Source organism: Streptococcus hyovaginalis DSM 12219, assembly GCF_000420785.1.
Classification (GTDB): Bacteria; Bacillota; Bacilli; order Lactobacillales; family Streptococcaceae; genus Streptococcus; species Streptococcus hyovaginalis.
This window is the reverse complement of record NZ_ATVP01000001.1, coordinates 25,922-43,826: the sequence shown is the minus strand read 5'-3', so window position 1 is coordinate 43,826 and position 17,905 is coordinate 25,922. Positions and strand designations below refer to the sequence as shown.

Annotated in this window: 16 protein-coding genes and 2 pseudogenes; 5 read left to right on the top strand and 13 right to left on the bottom strand. The window is 42.2% G+C overall.

Features of this window, described 5'->3' with window-relative positions; translation table 11 throughout:
• Positions 1–37: 37 nt before the first annotated feature.
• Together G574_RS0100210 and G574_RS0100205 are read right to left on the bottom strand one after the other, a co-directional pair.
• Complete coding sequence (locus G574_RS0100210; RefSeq protein WP_029690429.1) at positions 38–1,354, bottom strand: NtaA/DmoA family FMN-dependent monooxygenase; 1,317 nt, start codon at positions 1,352–1,354, stop codon at positions 38–40.
• A gap of 1 nt (position 1,355) precedes the next feature.
• Entirely contained in the window at positions 1,356–2,336 is a 981-nt protein-coding gene (locus tag G574_RS0100205) for an NAD(P)H-dependent flavin oxidoreductase (protein ID WP_029690428.1), read from the bottom strand.
• Between the two features lie 117 nt (positions 2,337–2,453).
• On the opposite strand from G574_RS0100205, the gene G574_RS11055 reads away from it, so the two are divergent.
• On the top strand, positions 2,454–3,023 hold the full coding sequence (locus G574_RS11055; RefSeq protein WP_029690427.1) for a TetR/AcrR family transcriptional regulator: 570 nt from the start codon (positions 2,454–2,456) through the stop codon (positions 3,021–3,023).
• Between the two features lie 319 nt (positions 3,024–3,342).
• Here the strand turns inward: G574_RS11055 and G574_RS0100195 are convergent, their stop codons facing one another.
• From G574_RS0100195 to G574_RS0100160, 8 genes are all read right to left on the bottom strand, one after another.
• Positions 3,343–3,792 (bottom strand): Rrf2 family transcriptional regulator, encoded by a 450-nt coding sequence (locus G574_RS0100195; protein WP_029187645.1) that lies wholly within the window; start codon positions 3,790–3,792, stop codon positions 3,343–3,345.
• A gap of 9 nt (positions 3,793–3,801) precedes the next feature.
• Entirely contained in the window at positions 3,802–4,431 is a 630-nt protein-coding gene (locus tag G574_RS0100190; protein ID WP_029690426.1) for an NAD(P)-dependent oxidoreductase, read from the bottom strand.
• 183 nt (positions 4,432–4,614) lie between these two features.
• Complete coding sequence (locus G574_RS0100185; RefSeq protein ID WP_029690425.1) at positions 4,615–5,826, bottom strand: NADH:flavin oxidoreductase/NADH oxidase family protein; 1,212 nt, start codon at positions 5,824–5,826, stop codon at positions 4,615–4,617.
• A complete protein-coding gene (locus G574_RS0100180) occupies positions 5,819–6,691 on the bottom strand; it encodes an SDR family NAD(P)-dependent oxidoreductase (RefSeq protein WP_029690424.1) in 873 nt (290 codons plus the stop codon). The genes G574_RS0100185 and G574_RS0100180 overlap by 8 nt, the downstream gene beginning before the upstream one ends.
• Positions 6,684–7,529, bottom strand: coding sequence for an alpha/beta fold hydrolase (locus G574_RS0100175; protein ID WP_029690423.1), 846 nt, complete (start codon positions 7,527–7,529; stop codon positions 6,684–6,686). Before G574_RS0100175 ends, G574_RS0100180 begins: the two co-directional genes overlap by 8 nt.
• Before the next feature lie 26 nt (positions 7,530–7,555).
• A complete protein-coding gene (locus G574_RS0100170) occupies positions 7,556–8,557 on the bottom strand; it encodes an NADP-dependent oxidoreductase (protein ID WP_029690422.1) in 1,002 nt (333 codons plus the stop codon).
• 79 nt (positions 8,558–8,636) lie between these two features.
• Positions 8,637–9,068 (bottom strand): Rrf2 family transcriptional regulator, encoded by a 432-nt coding sequence (locus tag G574_RS0100165; RefSeq protein ID WP_029690421.1) that lies wholly within the window; start codon positions 9,066–9,068, stop codon positions 8,637–8,639.
• Between the two features lie 297 nt (positions 9,069–9,365).
• Positions 9,366–10,229 (bottom strand): aldo/keto reductase, encoded by an 864-nt coding sequence (locus G574_RS0100160; RefSeq protein ID WP_029690420.1) that lies wholly within the window; start codon positions 10,227–10,229, stop codon positions 9,366–9,368.
• A gap of 118 nt (positions 10,230–10,347) precedes the next feature.
• Here G574_RS0100160 and G574_RS0100155 point away from each other — a divergent pair, with 118 nt between their 5' ends.
• From G574_RS0100155 to G574_RS11165, 4 genes and pseudogenes are all read left to right on the top strand, one after another.
• On the top strand, positions 10,348–11,205 hold the full coding sequence (locus tag G574_RS0100155) for a LysR family transcriptional regulator (protein ID WP_029690419.1): 858 nt from the start codon (positions 10,348–10,350) through the stop codon (positions 11,203–11,205).
• 218 nt (positions 11,206–11,423) lie between these two features.
• Positions 11,424–11,936 (top strand): DinB/UmuC family translesion DNA polymerase, encoded by a 513-nt coding sequence (locus G574_RS0100150; protein ID WP_281167038.1) that lies wholly within the window; start codon positions 11,424–11,426, stop codon positions 11,934–11,936.
• Positions 11,933–12,151: pseudogene (locus G574_RS0100145) on the top strand (DinB/UmuC family translesion DNA polymerase); the annotation flags it as partial. The gene G574_RS0100150 and the pseudogene G574_RS0100145, both read left to right, overlap by 4 nt.
• 218 nt (positions 12,152–12,369) lie before the next feature.
• Positions 12,370–12,893: pseudogene (locus G574_RS11165) on the top strand (transposase); the annotation flags it as partial.
• A gap of 820 nt (positions 12,894–13,713) precedes the next feature.
• On the opposite strand, the gene G574_RS0100130 reads toward G574_RS11165, so the two are convergent.
• The 3 genes from G574_RS0100130 to G574_RS0100120 all read right to left on the bottom strand — a co-directional run bounded on the left by G574_RS0100130 (position 13,714) and on the right by G574_RS0100120 (position 17,776).
• Positions 13,714–14,043: a hypothetical protein gene (locus G574_RS0100130; RefSeq protein ID WP_029690414.1), complete on the bottom strand. Its 330-nt coding sequence runs from the start codon at positions 14,041–14,043 to the stop codon at positions 13,714–13,716.
• Positions 14,044–14,104: 61 nt separating this feature from the next.
• Entirely contained in the window at positions 14,105–17,209 is a 3,105-nt protein-coding gene (locus G574_RS0100125) for a type I restriction endonuclease subunit R (RefSeq protein WP_029690413.1), read from the bottom strand.
• Positions 17,210–17,221: 12 nt separating this feature from the next.
• Entirely contained in the window at positions 17,222–17,776 is a 555-nt protein-coding gene (locus G574_RS0100120) for a hypothetical protein (protein ID WP_029690412.1), read from the bottom strand.
• Positions 17,777–17,905 lie beyond the last annotated feature (129 nt).

Genomic DNA, 17,905 nt, shown 5'->3' with positions numbered 1-17,905 from the left:
TCACTCTAAGTCTTTTTTGTATATGGTTGTCAGTTTACTATTGTCTCACGCCATACTGGTAATCAAGACCGAGGTGGTCACGCAATGTTTCACCCTCATAGTCCTTATGGAAGATACCACGTTCTTGGAGAATTGGAACAACTTCATCAACAAAGCGTGGCAAATCAACTCCATAGGAGTCGGGCATAACCCAGAATCCATCCGCAGCCCCTGCCTCAAACCAGTCTGTCAAATAATCAGCAATATCTTGGGGAGTACCAACTGCAGCTGGGTGGAAGTCAATCACTGAATGATAAACCACTTCACGCAGGGTCCAACCCTCACGCGCCACACGAATGACATTTTCAGTTCGTGGGTCACTGAAAGGCGTAATCTGAACAGCGTCCAAAATAGCTGAAGAAATCGGCTGCTCAATGTCCGCAAGCGTGAACTCCACTCCTAGAATATGACCGATATAGGCCATGCGTTGTAGAAGTGTCTTTCCATCGATGAAGGTCCCATGGCGTTCAATGGCTTCTTTCTTGGTCGCCCCCATCAGCGGCATAACACCTGCGATAAACTTGATATCATCTGGCTTGCGACCATTAGCAACAGCTGCATCCCGCAACGCTTGACGCATGGCCTGCCCTTGTTCAATGGTATATAATTCACCGACAAAGACATCTGCATATTTACCTGCGAAGGCGATGCTGTTTTCAGAACCACCCGAATGGATGATGACGGGCTGACCTTGCTTGGATGGTGGAATAGGCAGCGTACCTGTGGTCTGCACATACTCCCCTTTAATGTTTACTGTCTTAACTTGGCTGTAATCCGCAAACTCCTTGGTCGAATAGTTGAGCTGCAAGGCATCCTCACCCCAAGTTGACCAAAGGTGTTGGACCATCTCTGTAAATTCGTAGGCTTTGCTATAGCGGTCAAAATTCAAATTTACACCGTATGCTTGTGCACTGATCCCATTTGCCCCTGTGACAGCATTCCAAGCAGCACGCCCCTTGCTGACAGCATCCAAGGTTTTGAACTGTCTAGCCAGTTCGTAAGGATTGGACCAGGAAGTTGCCCGAGTCACCCCAAACCCAATTCGCTTGGTATGACTACTAATGATGCTAGCAATCAAGAGAGGATCCATCCCCATAGTCTGCATATCACCATTATCACTGGCTTTTATTCCCGGAAAATCTCCGAAAAACATAAATTGGAATTTCCCTTTTTCTGCCAGCTGAGCCGCCTTGATATCTACTGAAACGTTGGGATACTCTGTCAATTTAGCTTCTGGGGCCGTCCAGGATTTCAAGTTCGAACCAGTTGCACCAAACATAGCTAAGCCGAGTACCATTTGTTTTTTGTCTGCCATCTTACACTAAGTCCTCAATGCCACTCATCAATTTATCCATAATAACTGCTACTGGTTCAATCTTGTCAATCATAGAAATTCCCAGACCAAAGGAGGCGAAGCCTTTGCTCAAATCGCCGAAAAGCATACCGTCACGCATTCCATAATAGCCTCGTTGTACTTCATAAATTTCCTCTTCGCTGGCACCAGCCTGGCTCATTTCCAAAAGTTTATTTGGAATTTCTCCTGGCAATGAACGGTAGTAGGCTGGGACTGTGCGGTAAAGAAGCAAATCACTAGCATTCGATTTCAGAGCCTGTTCTTTGATGTTTTGTGCTAAGATTGACTCCTCACTCATCATGAAGGCTGTTCCGACAAAGAGTCCTTCTGCTCCTAAAGCAAAGGCAGCTCGTGCTGTGCGAGCATCGGCAATCCCGCCTGCTGCCATGACAGGCACACGACCTTTTGCCGCATCCACAATCATAGGGACGATTGAAAAGGTGCCCACTACCTTATGAGGAACAGTTCCGCCTTCGTCAAAGCCTGTCGCCACGATAATATCTGCCCCACCTTGAATGGCTTCTTCCGTATTTTCAACGGTCGGGGTTTCAGCACGAAAGACAACTCTGATGCCTTTTTCATGGAATCTTGCTACCCACTCAGCAGAAAATTGGCCAACCATGACGACGACTGGAACCTTTTCTTCTACCATGAGATCCAACATAGGTTGCGTGTAGGGATCATTCTCGAAAGCTCCCGGAAAAACATTTAATCCAATTGGTTTGTCTGTCAACTCACGAGCGATACGAATTTCGCGACGCATGTTTTCGACAGTTTCTTCAATAGTGGTTGCTGCGGTAGACTGGCCAGCACTGACACCCAATACTCCAAGTCCTCCAGCAGCACTGACCGCACCAACGTAGCGACCATTGGTCAACCAAGCTAGCGGTCCTTGGATGATTGGTTTTTCAATACCTAAAATTTCTGTGATACGGTTTGCCATTTGATTTCTCCATTTCTTTTTGTTACACTTTTTATGTTACATCTGTCATTTTAATCCGTCAAATGACAGAAAATGAACATCTGTCACTTAGGTTACAGAAAAGGAGAAGCTGTCACTATGAACCAGGATTTACGCTATATCAAGACCGAACATAATTTACGCTCTGCTATGTTACAACTCCTAAAAGAAAAGGAGTTCCAAAAAATCGCTGTCACGGACATTTGCAAACTGGCCAACTGCTCACGCAATGCCTTTTACCAGCACTACGAGGGGAAAGAAAACCTCTATCAAGCCATCGTCACAAATATCGTCATTGCCATTGAGGAGAGTTGCCGACCGGTCGTGGAGAGTTTATCCGAAGTGAATTTTGAGGCGGAGAAGCTCTATCTCAGCAATATCCTGACCGCTGTGGAGGACAATCGGAGTGTGCTTACTCAGCTGTTGATGTTGCCGCAGGAAGATTTTTCCAAGCAAGTCCAGGCTATGATTATCACCGCTCTGACGCAGAATGTCGGTGGCTGGGAGAAACAGGTCAGTTTGGACTACATCCACTATTTTGCTGGGGGAATCACCAGCTTTATCTCCTACTGGCTGACCCAGACTAGCTATGGCTTGGACCAGGCAGTAGAAGCCTTAGTGGCTGTGACACTTGGACATTGGAAGGCGGCTGAAATAAGTAGTCACTAACAACCAGTTGGTTTTTCTCATCCTTAGCTGAAAAAATGAGCCTGGCTAGTCATAGCAGTGCTTTGTTTCCTATCCCCTCAACAAGTCTTTAGCTGTAACAGTCTTTCAATAAAAAAACCAAAAGAGGCTGGGACAAAAGTCCTGGCCTCCTTAATTTTTTCAATAGTTAAACTTGACGCAGTGGTTGAGTGGACTCTAATTAGCTGATTTTATCAGCTTTTACAGCCCTACTCAACTGTTCGGGGATGGGCTAACGACTCATCGAACCCTACGGGTCACCGATTTTTGTCCCACTCCCTTCTGGTCCTTATTTATCAGACTAAGTCCTTTTCACTTTTTCTTCAATGGCTTTTTCTAGGTCAACCAGAACATCAGACATATACATCGTTTTCAATTCTTTCTCCATAGCTGTCTGGACTTGGACGAGTTTGTCGTCCACAGCTGCGTGGATATTCCCCCCCACGATACAGTCGGGATGGGGATTTTCATGAAAATTGAACAAGCCTTTCTTATCGATATTGTCAACCGTAACAAAGATGTCATAAAGACTAATGTCATCAAGTGGCTTTGCTAAACGAAAACCGCCGCTACCCTGCTTGGCATCTACAATTCCCGCATCCTTCAAACCAGATAGAACCGAGCGAATGATAACGGGATTGGCTTGAATGCTGTTTGCCAAAACCTTGCTGGTGACACGTTGCTGGTCTTGAAAGAGATGGATAAAGGCCAAGGCATGAATGGCAATGGTAAATTTATTTGAAATCTGCATAACACTCTTTTACTCACTGACAAGGCTGATACGTGCTTTGAGATGATCACCCGATGCAATCTCGTCAATCATACCAATGGCATAATCTGCATAGGAAATAACGCTTTCTCCCTTGCTATTCAATACCAACTCTTCACCTCCAAGAATATAGCTACCTGTCCGTTCGCCGTCTGCTTGGAAATCACCTGCCGGACTTATATAGGTCCAGTTGACATCATCTACTTGACGAAGGGCAGCAAGTGCTTCCTTGTGAGCATTTAGCACAGGCAGTACTTCCGCTGGAAACTCTGTCACATCAGCCACAGTCAAGGTATGCTCTGGATTAACATACAGGCTTGCTGCTCCACCAACCACAAGCAAACGTGTTTGTGAATCTTTTAGGATAGCCGCCAAATGTTTGGCTGCATCAGGAACCGTATGCACAGTGTCTGCTGTCCAGGCACCTACTGCATCCACTACCGCATCAAAACCAATCACATCATCGGCTGTCAGGTCAAAAACATCCTTTTGAAGAACCTTCTGTGCGACTGTCTTATTTTCACCACGAACGATAGCCGTTACTTCAAAACCACGTGCTACCGCTTCTTTCACAATCAAGCTACCTGCTTTACCGTTTGCTGCTACTACTGCTATTTTCATTTTCTTTTCCTCCGAAATGTTTTTGTTGTAAATTCTTTTGTTACAACTTTACGTAGATTAGAATATCCTAACTTTCTGAAGTTGTCAACAGTTTTGTTACAATTTTTTTCGAAAATTGTTGGTAGGTTCATTTATCATAGAAAAAAGATCTGAGATGAACTCTCAAATCTTTTCTAGTCTATTCTACTTCCTCCTCGGTTTCAAGGCTGACAGGCCGTGTGCCTTGACGGTTTGGAGTAGATAAGGCCAGGCATGTTGACTGACGGTGACAGATTTTCCCTTGGCCAAGCGTTTCATCTGGGCCTCGTAATAACTGACACCGATAATGGGACCAAGAGCCTTATCCATTTTTGGAAGACCTGTTGTCAGGCGAGGCGTTGTCAGTTGCAAATCACCGACTTGACGGTAATCATTGACAAGACTTGGATGAAGGACAAAGGGTCTGGCAAGACCAATCATGGACACACCATCCTTGATAGCCTCCTCCATCTGAGTGACTTTTCGGAAACCGCCTGTTGAAACAATAGGAACAGAAGTCAAATCCGCTAAGGCAAGGGCGTAGGTCACAAATCCAGCACCATTCTCATAGTCACTACCAAAAACAGGTGTCTCATAATTGCCACCTGAAATTTCAATCAGGTCAATACCCAAGTCAGACATGGTTTTCACCACATGCTTGCAATCTTCAAAACCAAAGCCCTCTTCCTTAAAATCAGAAGCATTCAATTTCAAGGCGATGGTAAAATCTGGTCCCACTTTTTCACGCAGACCTTGATAGATTTCCACCAAGAATCGCATGCGATTGTCCAGACTGCCACCATAACGGTCCGTCCGCTGATTATCTGCTGGTGAGAGGAATTGATTGATCAAGTAACCATGTGCAGCGTGTAACTGTACACCTGTAAATCCTGCTGCTTTTGCCCGAAGGCCTGCTGCAATAAATTTATCTCTAGCTTCTTTGATGTCAAACACGGTCATTTCTCTCGGTGGACGAAAGGCCGAAGCTGAACCTCCAGAAATCGGAATGGCACTGGGTGCAATCGGAATTTGATTGATCGACCGATACATCTGTTTGCCAGGGTGATTGAGCTGGGGCCAGATAGGCACACCATTCTTTTTCCCAACGGCTGCCCATCTCCGAAATTGAGCCAAGTGAGCGTCTGAATCAAGGACCACATTGCCCGGCTCACCAAGGTAGCGGCCGTCCACCATGACATTACCTGTCACTAGGACACCCATTCCCTGCTTGGCCCAGTAATCATATAGAGCAATCAAGTCATTCGAGGGAGCTCCCTGACTATCTGCTAGGGTTTCGCTCATGGCGGATTTGAAAAAGCGATTGTCTAAGACCTGACCATTGGGCAGTTGCAGGTTTTCTAGCAAGATTTTAGTCACCGTAGCTCTCCTTAAATACTTGAATTTTCTTATCAAGATAGGCTAGTAAGGCTTGGCTCTTTGCCACATCAAATCCTTTCAAGCTGACCCGTGCCACTTTTTTCTCTGAAAAATAGTGACCTGATTGTCCAGTCACCTCTGGTGACAAGCTTAAGTAGTAACCAGTTTCAATCCCCTGATTCAAATCCTTGGAAAATGGTTTCATCAGACTGGTGAGAATCCGACTTCTCAGGTTGCGTTTGACGCCGTCATTTCCCAAATTTGTCGCAATCAAGCCAGGATGGTAGGCATTGACGGTCACAGATGAACCTTGCTTTTCTAAGGCCTCTGCCTGAGCAATGGCCAGCCAAATGGTGTATAGCTTGGCATTATTGTAAGCCATGGTTGCAGAATAGCTCTGCTCTAAACCAAAATCCAAGCCTCTGGTTTGTGCAAAATGGTGCATGAAGGAAGAGGTGTGGATGACCCTGCCTGCTGGTGCTTTTTCCAGCAAGGGTAGCAACTCCGTCGTCAAGATATAAGGAACTTGGACAGACAGCATAAAGGTCATCTCGATATTTTCTGCCGTTGCCACACGAGCCTCACCAAAGTAGGCTCCCGCATTGTTTATCAAGACATCAATTTGCTCAAAATCGCGTTTAATTTCTTGGCTGAAACGATAGACATCTGCTAACTTGGAAAAGTCTGCAAGGTAGCCGTGGATCTTTTTATTTCCTGTTTTTAGTTGAATATCACTAAGGGCTACACGGAGCTTTTCGCTATTTCGCCCGTGCAAGATCACTTCATGACCTTCACTAGCTAGTTTCATGGCTAGGTGTTTGCCGATTCCATCCGTCGAACCAGTGATTAAAATGGTTTTAGGCATTGTTTTCCTCCAAAAAGGCTAGTAAGGCTTTCGAAAACTCTTCTGCATTTTGGAAGATCGAGCCGTGGCCTGCATTTGGATAGATGATTAGTTTGCTATTTTTGATTTTCTCATGCATGGTATAAGAATTTTCTGTTGGAACCTGCATATCCTTATCACCGTTGACGATAAGTGTTGGTTGGGTGATAAAGGTCATGTCATCTTGCGGCTCTCTTCCCCAGCGTTTGATAGCTTTGAGCTGGGTCAAAAATCCTGGAACATTCATGTCCTTGTCTGCGTGAGCAGCACTTCTTTGCCCCATACGCCCCAAGACTTTTTCTGCCTCCAAGAGACCTGTTTCATCATGATTGTAGAAGATGTAGCGTTTCGGATCGACACGCTCCAAACTAGCCTTCAGCATATAGCGGAAGGTTTTTCCAGTCACCTTATCGACTTCAAAACCACCACGAGGACCTGTACCTGCTAAAATCAAACGGTTGACCAATTGACTATCCAGACGAACGATTTCTTGAGCAATAAAGCCACCCATAGACAGACCCAGCAAATTGATTTTCTCATGACCCAAAGCCTTGATAATGGAAACAGCCTGCTCAGCCATTCCTGGAATAGTTGGAGCCACCTTGCCTTGACTAGCTCCTACGCCAGGAAGGTCTAGGACAATCACATGGTGCTGTTCAGCCAGCAAATCCAGCAATTTGGGATCCCAGTTGTCCAAGGTCGCGGCTAGGTGAACTAGCATGACCAAAGGAATATTAGACTTGCCCTTGCTGAGCTCACGGTAGGCGATTTTATTGTTTGAAACGGTGATGTATTGGTTTTTAGTTGTAATATAAGACATGATTTTCCCTTGTATATTTTATTATTTTAGTTGAAACGGAGGACTGTTTTTCCGCGTGAACGTCCGTTGGCAACCCTATCAAGTGCTGCGTTGACTTCTTCAAATGGGTAAACGGTATCGATAGACGGTTTGATTTCGAGCTTGCTGAAAATGTCTGCTACTTCTTGCAGCTGGCGACCGTTGCTCTCTACAAAAATGAAATGGTAATGAACACCGTATTTTTTTGCCATTTTGTCAAATGAACGACCAGCTAGGCCAAACAAGATTTGTTTCCATATTGGCAAATTCATGCGTTTGGCAAATTCACCATTTGGCATGGCACGAAGGGAAACCAGCTGTCCACCTTTTTTCATGATTGACATTTGTTTTTCCGTTTCTGCACCACCCAGTGTGTCCAAGACGTAGTCAACATTGCTAAGTGTTTTGGTGTAATCTTCTATCTTGTAATCGATAAACTGGTCTGCACCCAATGACAACACTCGCTCTGCATTTGCCCCATCACCATTTGTGATAACGGTCAAGCCCTTGGCTTTGGCAATTGGAATAGCCATACCGCCAACACCACCAGTTCCGCCAGAAATGAAGATGGTCTTGCCAGATTGTGCCCCCATAAGGTCGAGTGCCTGCATGATGGTCAAAGCTGTCAGAGGAACAGCAGCTGCTTCTTCATCTGTCAAGTAGGTAGGAACCTTAGCAAGAGCTTGAGCGTCAACCGCTACATACTCAGCAAAAGCACCGATACTATCAAGCGGAAGACGACCGAAGACACGGTCACCTGCTGCAAAGTTGGTTACAGTTGCACCGACTTCTTCAACCAAGCCAACTACTTCATTTCCAGCTGTTTGGGGCAATTTGTAAGGGACAATCAATTTCACATCTCCGCGTGAGATCATATTATCCAATGGATTAACGCCTGCTGCAGTCACTTTGACAAGGACTTGGTTGGGTTTAATTTGTGGCTTAGCAATTTCGGTAAGGTTGAGAGTGATATTGTTTTTGTTATAAGATGTATGTTGTGCTACTTTCATGTTCTTCTCTTTTCTATTTTTTTGTTTGTTCCTGTATCACTTACAAGTCTATGTTTGAGTTAATAAAATCTGACCAAGGTCAGATGCGGGTTTCTTGTGCGGATTGATAGAGATTATTAATGACATTATCTAAGGATTGACGACTGAGTTGATTTTCCAGTTCTTGTTCAACGCTGGAAAAGATGGGAACCATTGCACCTTCTATATGCTGCCCAATCGGACAAGTAAGATTGGCATTCTGGTGTATCTGAAATAGGCGGATATGCTCCACTTCTTGCGTCGCAAGGTAGATTTCCAATAAGCTAATATCCTTAGGGGACTTGCTCAATTGGTAGCCTGATCGCCCTTGGTGCGAAGTGATTAAGCCTGCATTTTTCAAGAGTGCGATCACCTTACGGATGTAGCTAGCATTGGTACCGACACTCTCAGCCAAGGCTTGTGAGCTAAGTATCTCCTTACTCTCACTAATCATCGTCAGTATATGAAGGGCTACTGAAAACTTTGTATCCATTCGTGTTCCTTTCCGTTCTTGTATCAACCACAAGAACAAGTTTATCAGATTATTTTTCATATCGCAACCACTTTGATTATATCATTTGAGAATAGAAACAAGCTATAATAAACTACTACGAATCGCTGGGTTCCTTCTATGATTTTCTTGCCATACGTATATGCTTTATCAGATAACCATCAATCCTGTATGACCTAATTGTGTGTATTCCATAGTGTTGTCCCTTCTCATGTGAAATTCTTAAAAAAGCCAGTCTAGCTAGACTAACTTTATACTTTTTGTTTAAGATATTTTTGCTTAAAAGCTTTTCCCCACAAAACTGGCCAAGAGTTCAACGGTTGTAGTGTCGTGGTGGTCGGCAAAGACGGTGGTATCGGTGTTGAGAGTGGCAATTTGAGCCATATCATCATCTGTCAATTCAAAGTCAAAGATATCAAAGTTTTGACGAACACGTTCTGGATTAGCTGATTTAGACAGGCTTACGATACCACGTTGCAACTGCCAACGCAACATGACCTGGGCGGTTGTCTTGCCGTACTTGTCTGCAATAGCTTTCAAGACAGGATTGTTGAACACATCATTTTTACCTTCTGCAAAAGCACCCCAGCTCTCTATTTGAATGCCTTTTGAAGCGAGATAGTCTTGGTCGACTTGTTTTTGGTGAAAAACATGGACTTCTACTTGGTTGACAGCTGGAATGACCTCATTAAAAAGTGACAAGTTAGCAATCTGGTCATTTTTGAAGTTTGAAATGCCAATAGCTCGAATTTTACCTTCCTTGTAAAGTTCTTCTAGCGCACGCCAAGCTCCAAAAGTATCACCGATAGGTTGGTGCAGGAGGTAGAGGTCAATATAATCCAAATCCAATTTTTTCAAAGATTCAGCGAAGGCCTCTTTTGCTCCCTCGTAGCTCATATGCTGGATGAAAGCTTTGGTCGTAATAAAGAGCTCCTCACGTGGCACACCAGAGGTTTTAATGGCTTTTCCGACTGCCTCTTCATTACCATAGGCTTCAGCTGTGTCAATAAGGCGGTAGCCTGTCTTGATGGCTTCTTCTATCACTTGTTGGGTCGTATCGGCATCTTGAATCTGGAAAACACCAAAGCCAACTGCTGGCATTTTTACGCTGTTGTTAAGGGTTACTGTAACTGTGTTTGTCATCATGTTTACCTCACTTGTTTTTCTTGATGATATTAGTATAACCTGCTGTAAACGAATTGAAAATTGCTAGTTAGGTATGGTAGTATACAATTAACGTATACTTAATAAAGGAGCTATTGTGATTGACAATTACCTCTTAGAAGAATTGGTGGCTTTTGCTAAGTACGGGACGCTGGCCGCCACAGCAGAGCACCTCATGGTGACCCAACCTACCGTCACGCGCGGCATGCAAAAGTTGGAAGATGACCTAGGTGTCGCCCTTTTTGACCGCAAGCCAAACCGCATCAGTCTGACCGAAACAGGCCAACTGGCAACCAAAGAAGCAGCCAAGCTTCTGAAAGCTCAAGACAACTTCATCCAGACTGTTCAAAATTTCGATCGCCACCACCAAAGTATTCAGATCGGCTCTACACTACCCGGACCACCCCTGGTTTTGAAAACTGAGGTAGTTAAAAATGCCACATTATTACCAGGCTTGCTAAAAACGTCTGACATCATACAGCAGTTGTTCAATCGTAAAGCAACACTTATCCTCTCCGATCAGGAGCTCTACTCCGACCAAGTAGAATCGCTTTACCTGGCAGATGAATATCTCTATGTCAATTTGGATGCCATGACGACCACCGCCGATAAAAAAGAAACTAGCTTTAAAGAGTTGACTGGACAGAGTTTCTTGGTGCTAAGTGACATAGGGGTCTGGCAAGAGATTATCGAGAAACATATTTCTCGTGCAAAATTCCTCTACCAACAGAATGACGATAGCTTTGAAGAAATCAATCGATATGCCAACTTCCCTGTCTTTACAACCAACCTAACCAACAAATTACGCAGTGAGGAAATCGACAATTTCGACCGTAGAATTGCCCTAAAAATCACTGACGAGGTTGCCACTGTTCCCATCTATGCCAATTATATGATTGAAGACAAGCAGCGCCTAGCACCGCTACTTTCAACTATTCGAGAAAAACTGAACTAACAATTCCCTTAGAGTTTATAGAAACAAACTCTTAAACTCTCAATCTATCATGCTATCAAACCTACTCATTCAGCTTCAACTCTCACTCTGATACTTCCCCACCAAAAAGCAAAAAACCTTGTTTTTGAACTCCACCCCAAAAGTTAGACATAAAATCTAACGATTGAGGAGCTATGAGTTTTTTTGTTGCATTTTATTTTACAATTTAGCACACAAAAATAAAGTTTTACCCTCGGGAATGTGAATTCCCTCCATCCTGTACCGCCTATATTGAAATCGTATTAGCTGAAATGGCTGACCAGGTTGCTAATCGGCTACGATCAGCCCATAAGAAAGCTACTGTTGTTTCAATCCATATTAGCTATTCTAGGACTGAGATGAAAAAATCTATTAATGCTCAGAAAAAAATTGAACCAGCAAATCTCCCAAAAATAATGGTGGGCCATGTACTTGGATTATTCCGAAAGAAATACATCTCTGGTGCAGTGAGACAAATTGGTATATCTTATAGTGGTTTCGTAGATGAAAGCTATACTCTACTATCACTCTTTGATGATGTAGAACAAATTGAAAAAGATAATAGACTTCAGACAGCTATTGATGTTGTCAGAGAACAGTTTGGCTTTTTAGCCATACAAAAAGGAACCGTCCTAACTGAAGGTTCCAGAAATATTGAACGTAGTAAACTTATCGGTGGACATTCCGCTGGTGGATTGGAGGGATTAAAATGAAACAAGAAAAAAACACAGTACAATTTTCAGAAATCCATAGCAAAGGATGTAATGATATTGAAATGCTTGAAAGATTTTTACATGGAATCGTTGAAACAGCAACTTCAAAACTTCGTCAGAGAAAACTCAAAACAACTGAAATATCGATACGACTAGTACATGCTAAATCTGAAAACCGATTACCATTACCACATTCTTTCAAAAGTCCGAAAACTAAAATGACCTAATATTAATACTAGGTCATTTTGTTCTTCCATCATTTTTATATTTATGCCAAACTGATACGAGAGAATGATTGCGCCCATCTAGAATCTATGTAATATGTATTAGTTTCTAGGTCCTCAACATCAGTAAGGTAGTACTCTGAATAGGTTACACTAAACTAGACAGAATTTATAAAGTGTTCTACACTAAAGAAAAGAGGAGAACAGATATGTCTAGAAAAATTCGCCGTTACTTCACAGATGACTTCAAACAACAAATCGTTGACTTGCACAATGCAGGTAGAAAATGCAGTGAACTGATCAAAGAATATGATTTAACACCCTCAACCTTCGATAAGTGGGTTAAACAAGCAAGAACAACTGGTTCCTTTAAAGCTGTCGATAATCTGACAGATGAACAACGTGAGTTGATAGAACTCAGAAAACGAAATAAAGAGTTCGAAATGCAATTAGACATTCTAAAGCAAGCGGCAGTGATTATGGCACGAAAAGGGAAATAATCACTGCTAACAAGGATAAATACAGCATTTCAGCCATGTGTCGTTGGTTGAAGATTCCTCTCTCTAGCTATTACTACAAAGCTGTAGTGCCAGTATCTGAGGCACAACTTGAAGAAATGGTGAAGAACATTTTTCTTGACAGTAAGTCCAGATACGGCGCTAGAAAGATTTAGAAATGTCTGGAAGCACAAGGGATCACCTTGTCTCGCCGGCGGATGTGTCGCATCAATAAGCCCTAGCAAGTAGGTTTGATTAGTCTCAAGAGCACCTTTCTTCCAGCGATGCAGTGGGACATAATCGCCATCGATATAATTAAAAGCTCCAATAGCCTCTTCATATCCTAATTCAACCATAGGAATCTTAGCTGACAGAATGGAAACACCAAAATAGCCTGCAAGATACTCAATTGTCAAATTTGTTGCATCTAGGTCGCTAACACCCTGAGCTGACAATTCACGTTGCTTCATCTCAATTTCTTGAGCAACCATTTTTCTTGGCATCAAAATTTTAGGAGTTATGACTCTTGCTTGAAGTTCCATCCAATCCGTTGGTGTCATGTTAGAAGTAACAATTTCTCTGAACTCGTCAACACTTGTCGTGATATTTGAAAGATCAGGATGATACAGACACACCAACTCGAATGCCAGTCGGTGCTTGTGCCAATGGAGGCACTCATGAATAATTGTAATATCCAGTCCACCAATTCCACGTTCGTCTGTAATTCTAGGGTCAATCAGAATGGTTCTTGCTTTGAATTCCTTCCCGTTGATAGCAGCATCATGAAAGTAAATCTGCCCGAAGATGCTACAATCATCTGAGATTTCATGATAGACAATATTTAGCCCCATTCTTTCTGCAATATACAGTGGATCAATGAACTGAGGTGTCATCAATGCGTCTGGGAAATACTGACATAAGAATTGTTCAGCCTCAAAATCAATATCATCTTTTGAAATGATTGGGACTAAAGCATCAGATAGTCTTCTTTGAAAATGGTTCTGCTTTTTATCATAGGGTTCTACTTCCAAAACCGTGAAGTTTTAAAGTTCACCATCAAGTGTTGGCTTGACAATTCAACCTGAACCACTTGGTGCAACTCCCCTCTTCATCATTGTTCCTAGACACTTCTTTGAAGCAAACATCTCCAAATACGACAACATCGAACTCAATATCATTGCTCATGCTATCCCCGTTCACATAAACATATTTGACCACTATATCTTCAAAAGATACATTTTCTTCATCAAGATTATCTACATCAATCGTGTTTGACCATAACTCTAAATCATCGATATTACCCGAAATAAAAGACGCCACGGCATCAAACAAATCATTCTCGTGATGCTTACTTACATATTTTTGAAATGAACGCTGTTGTACCATGACTCTCTTCCCCTAACCTTTATGCATTTGCTGTAGAGGTAAATCCACTACAGCCGAATTTTTATTTATCTGTTTTATATTCAGCCTTATCTTCAGCGACCATCGCTAGGTCCTGCTGATAAGCTGGCTTTACTGCATGAACATCAAAATACTCTGCCCCAGTATCCGTCCACATTTCACATTGGCTGATTACCGTCTTCATCGCTTCTTCTTCACCTTCTGGCGGGTACTTATATTTCTTAAGTAGTCGCTTAACCATCATTCTCATTCGAGCACGGGCAGATTCTTTCTGTTGCCAGTCAATCGTTCTACTCTTACGTAGCATTTCTGTAAGTTCATGTGTCAAAGCTACTAATTGGTCGTTTTCATAAACATCCTTAATGGCAGCAGGTTTGGTCAAGGCATCATAGAAGGCAAGTTCTTCATCCGTTAACCCTAATGAATTTGCTTCCTCACTAGCCGAAGCCATCTCTTTTGCCATCTTCATAAGCTCTTGAATAACTTCTTCATTGGATAACATCCCATTAAGATATGCTTTCATCGCCCGTCCAAGTTTTTCAGAGAACTTTTCGGACTTAACGAGATTGGTATGCTTATACAATGCCACTTGCTCGGCAATCAATTTCTTCAATAATTCAACAGCTAAGTTCTTCTCCTTCATCCTAGCTATCTCATCTAAGAATTTCGGATCAAACAACGAAAATCCTGTGTCTACATCAGAAAACAGGTTTATTACACCTTCACTCTTAATACTTGCTTTAAGCAGTTCGTTAATTCGAGCATTAATTTCTTTAAGAGACAGTGGTTTTGAGTTGCCTGTCACACGGGTTAGGAGTGTCCTAACTGCTTCAAAGTAAGCTGCCTCGAAACGTTCCTCTGGCGTAAGCAATGACCTACAAAGCTGAAGTGCTTGGCGGAGTAACATTGATTCCTTAATAAAGGTTTCCTTATGTTTTTCTTCCTTCACTCCAGTGATAAACTTAACCCCTCCACTGATTGTTTTAGCACGTACCAAGTCTGTGGCTGAATCATCCATGAATTTCGAATAATCAAACCCAAAGAACATGTCACGGCAGACTTCTAACTTCTCAACAAACTTAGGATAGGCTGTCTTAGCGATATCAGTATCACCAAAGTTACCTCTATCACGCTTGGTGTAGTCGTTCATCGCTTGCTTTAATGCACTAGCGATGCCAACATAGTCAACAACCAACCCACCTTCTTTGTCCTTATAAACACGATTAACGCGGGCAATTGCTTGCATAAGGTTATGCCCCTGCATCGGCTTATAAACATACATGGTTGCGAGGCTTGGTACATCGAATCCAGTTAGCCACATGTCAACAACGATTGCTATTTTGAAGGAGTCGTCATTATCTTTGAACCTTTTAGCCATTTCTTCTTTATGGCGTTTATTACCGATAATATCATGCCATTCTTCAGGATCATTATTCCCGGAAGTCATCACCACGCCTACTTTATCTTTCCAAAGGGGGCGTTTTTCGAGCATCATTTTGTATATCTTCATCGCAATTGGACGAGAATATGCCACAACCATGGCTTTTCCAGTTAGTTCATTGGCACGGTTTTCTTCATAATGTGAAATGATGTCATCTACCAAAGCATTGATAGTCGTATCAGCACCAAGAATAGAATCAAGCTTTCCTAACTCCTTCTTACTCCTTTCAATAGCGTGTTCTTCCGCTTGATCTGCTAAGACCTCGTACTCATCATCAATCAGCTTAAGTACGCTGTCATCAAGTTTGAGATGAATAACGCGGCTTTCATAATAGACAGGTCTTGTGGCGCCATCTTCGACAGCTTGAGTCATATCGTAAACATCAATATAGTTACCAAAAACCTCAGTAGTTGATTTATCTTTACTTGAAATAGGTGTCCCAGTAAATCCAATATACGTTGCGTTTGGAAGCTGATCACGAATAATGCGAGCTGTCCCAATTCGTATTTTCCCATCTGTTCCTACTTTTTCTTCAAGACCATACTGTCCGCGATGCGCTTCATCAGCCATCACAATAATGTTACGTCTGTCTGATATCGCTTCGTCAGTTTCCTCGAACTTTTGCATTGTCGTGAAAATAATGCCGTTTGCTACACGACCTGCAAGCAAATCTTTCAGATTTTCACGGCTTTCAGCCTGAATTGGTTTCTGCCTCAAGAAATCTGAGCACTTTGAGAATTGGCTGAACAATTGGTCGTCCAAATCATTTCTATCCGTGATTACAACAATCGTTGGCGACTCCAATACCTTTTGAAGTAAATGAGCATAGAAAACCATTGATAGCGATTTCCCACTACCTTGTGTATGCCAGAAAACACCACCTCGTCCATCACCTTTTGTTGCCGAAAAAGTTGAGTCAGCTGCCTTTCTAACTGCAAAGTATTGATGATAGGCTGATAGGATTTTGGCATCTTCTGAGAAACAAATAAAGTTTTTCAAAATGTCCAAAAACCGCTTCTTGTCGAACATTCCTTCAATAAAAGTATCGAATTGGGCATATTGAGTGTTCTCATAGCTTCCATCTTTTGTTTTCCACTCCATGAAGCGGTCTTCACCAGCGGTAATCGTTCCAGCTTTTGAAATTGCCATGTCACTCATGACATTGAAGGCATTGTAGTTAAAGAGAATCGGAATATTCTTTTGGTACGTCTTCAACTGTAAGTAAGCATCGGATGCATCCGTTTCTTCTCTTGATGGGCTTTTCAATTCAAAAACCACAACTGGTATCCCATTCAGAAATACGAGGACATCCGGGCGATGTTCTTGTTGCTCAATAATTGTCCATTGGTTCGCAACAGTAAACGTATTATTCTCAACTTCATCGTAATCAACTAGATAGACAATCGAAGTCTTCTGCTCACCCGCATGATAATAGGAAACTGGTAGTCCATTTTGAAGGTAATCCATAAATACTCTGTTTTTTTGTAAAAGAGAACCATTTTCAAAATGTTGTAATTTCCCAACTGCCTCCTCAATTGCGACAAATGGCAAAGTAGGATTAATTCGTTGCAGAGAAATCTCCAGTTCATCCATAAATAATGGATTGTAATAGTCATGGTTAATGTCATATCCGAGTACACGGTTGTACCCCAGTTCTTCAAAGAACTCTAGTATTGCTTCTTCATAATTGCTCTCAGCATAGGCCATTTTCACACCTCCTTACTTTCTAACCTTTTCAGCAAGCTGCGCTTGAAGAAATGGCTTTATTGAATTTAATATAATAGCTGTAGCTTTTTTATCTTGTTTTTCTGAACGAGAACGTTTATTAAACATATCTAACATAAATTGGTATTCTTTACGTGCATCAAAATGATTATAAGGTGTTTCTTTAAACGCTCCTTGTTCATACAGATGCAATAATAATTTTCTTGAAAAGAAATCCGAGGATAATTTAAGAAAAGCATTATCTTCAACTGCATGCAAGAGTTTAAACATTTGCTCTTTCACATTTATCTCATCCGTCAAATCTTCTTGATTGAACTTCTTAATGCACTGACTTCCAATAGGATAAAGCTGATTATCGTTCAGCTTATTTCGAATTGTGTATAGGTATCGGAAGTTTTCTTTACCACAGATACAAGACTCTAACTGTTTTTCGTCCTCCTCTACATCATAAATTTCCCATTCAGTAACCGCTGACTTCCAAGTGTCAGATTCTGAGCTTTCTAGCACTTGCTTAATCAAATTTTTGTAATAACTACTTTGATTTTCCATGTAATACCTCCGTTCTATACCTATTTTTATCCTCTAAATCATCATTTATCGGTCATAGTACAAGCTATTTTCAACTCTTGGTTTGTTGATTATGTACCTTTTGGTGGCACTTTACCCTCAGAATGGAAA

Coding starts and splice junctions, on each gene's coding strand:
- G574_RS0100210 (WP_029690429.1), bottom strand. CDS start 1,354: ATGGCAGACAAAAAACAAATGGTACTCGGCTTAGCTATGTTTGGTGCA.
- G574_RS0100205 (WP_029690428.1), bottom strand. CDS start 2,336: ATGGCAAACCGTATCACAGAAATTTTAGGTATTGAAAAACCAATCATC.
- G574_RS11055 (WP_029690427.1), top strand. CDS start 2,454: ATGAACCAGGATTTACGCTATATCAAGACCGAACATAATTTACGCTCT.
- G574_RS0100195 (WP_029187645.1), bottom strand. CDS start 3,792: ATGCAGATTTCAAATAAATTTACCATTGCCATTCATGCCTTGGCCTTT.
- G574_RS0100190 (WP_029690426.1), bottom strand. CDS start 4,431: ATGAAAATAGCAGTAGTAGCAGCAAACGGTAAAGCAGGTAGCTTGATT.
- G574_RS0100180 (WP_029690424.1), bottom strand. CDS start 6,691: ATGCCTAAAACCATTTTAATCACTGGTTCGACGGATGGAATCGGCAAA.
- G574_RS0100175 (WP_029690423.1), bottom strand. CDS start 7,529: ATGTCTTATATTACAACTAAAAACCAATACATCACCGTTTCAAACAAT.
- G574_RS0100170 (WP_029690422.1), bottom strand. CDS start 8,557: ATGAAAGTAGCACAACATACATCTTATAACAAAAACAATATCACTCTC.
- G574_RS0100165 (WP_029690421.1), bottom strand. CDS start 9,068: ATGGATACAAAGTTTTCAGTAGCCCTTCATATACTGACGATGATTAGT.
- G574_RS0100160 (WP_029690420.1), bottom strand. CDS start 10,229: ATGACAAACACAGTTACAGTAACCCTTAACAACAGCGTAAAAATGCCA.
- G574_RS0100130 (WP_029690414.1), bottom strand. CDS start 14,043: ATGGTACAACAGCGTTCATTTCAAAAATATGTAAGTAAGCATCACGAG.
- G574_RS0100125 (WP_029690413.1), bottom strand. CDS start 17,209: ATGGCCTATGCTGAGAGCAATTATGAAGAAGCAATACTAGAGTTCTTT.
- G574_RS0100120 (WP_029690412.1), bottom strand. CDS start 17,776: ATGGAAAATCAAAGTAGTTATTACAAAAATTTGATTAAGCAAGTGCTA.